The 1,271-nt window shown below is 63.6% G+C and carries 1 protein-coding gene; it reads left to right on the top strand.

Going from position 1 to position 1,271, the window contains the following annotated elements; translation table 11 throughout:
- Nucleotides 1-1,216 (top strand): hypothetical protein (locus FV220_RS25730; RefSeq protein WP_187273537.1); only part of this gene is annotated, 1,216 nt, incomplete at its 5' end.
- Between the last annotated feature and the right edge of the window lie 55 nt (nt 1,217-1,271).

Raw genomic sequence — 1,271 nt, 5'->3', positions numbered from 1 at the left:
GAAAGGGCGCTCGAAGCCCCAGCAGGTCACGGCGATCCAAACCCTGGTCCCGTTCTTCCGCGGCACGGTCGGGGCCAAGGCCGACCGCTCGTTGGTAGCCCAGTTCGATCCGGCCAACCCGCTTCCCTCACCCTTTCTCGACATCGCCATTGCCGACCGGGGCTACATCCCGGCACCGGTGGGCGACACCGTACAGAAGCTCGAGACGTTCTCGCAGCCGACCGGAAAGAGCGATGCCGGCATCAATACCACGTTGAGGAACGTCAAGGTGGTGCATCAGGCCGCCGGCACCGACGACTGGTGGAAAGAGCACGATGACGGAACCCGGGTGGCGAACGTGTCGTGGTCGGCGGAAAACACCGGCAGCAGGATGTTCCAGGTGAACTTCCGTCCGGCCAAGAACATGTCCGAGTTCAAGACCCTGTCGTTCCGCACCGCGTTGCGCTGCTTCGGCGAGATTTGCGACTTCCCCGCCTCCGACAAGGGTGAAATGACCTACGGCGTGCGATTGATCGACGGCAACGGCCAGGCTTCGACAACCTACCTGACCGACCAAGACGTGCGCATCAGCCGGCCGATCGGACTGCCTTCACAAACCTACACGTTCCCCGATAGGCCCCCCTTCGTTGTCCCGGCCACCCTTCACTCCGTGCTGGGCACCGTCGAGATCCCGCTTTCCGCTCTGGCCGGCGTGGATCTCAGTCGGATCACGGCGCTGCGTTTTACCTTTCACAACCAGACCGTCGGCAGCGTCGACATCGGTGATATCATGCTGTCCAAATCCGACCCCACGGTAGATCCCAACCTGCGGGTCGCGTCGAGAGCTCCGTCGGCCATGATGGCCGCCAAAGTCCAGATGGCTTCCGTGGTCCGCCACGATCCCGCCTCCGACGGCAACTCCCTGAAGATCGTTCGCAAACCCGCTGCCGCGCGACCGACCGGTGCCGCTACTGCGGAGTCGGGCAAGCCGACGGTCAATACGGTCAATATGGTCGTCACCTCGAAGCGGCCCTTCCCCGCCACCGACGCCTTCCCGTCTTTGAAGGTGGGCAACAAGATGATCCGTGCGGACGGCAGCACGATCGCGCCCGACGGCAAGACGATGACGATCAGCATTCCGGAGGCGACATTCAACGCCCTGCCCGCCGGTGCCGACGTCTCGCTCCTCCTCTTGGCGAGCTCGCCCCCGTGGAGTTTCGGCCCCCTGCCGAAATAACCCGCGCCGGGCTTTCGTCAGAAAGTCGAGCTTAGATACCCAAGACGCAATACCC

This window comes from Methylobacterium sp. WL19, from assembly GCF_008040005.1.
In the GTDB taxonomy this organism is placed as follows: domain Bacteria; phylum Pseudomonadota; class Alphaproteobacteria; order Rhizobiales; family Beijerinckiaceae; genus Methylobacterium; species Methylobacterium bullatum.
This window is presented reverse-complemented; position numbering and strand designations above follow the sequence as displayed.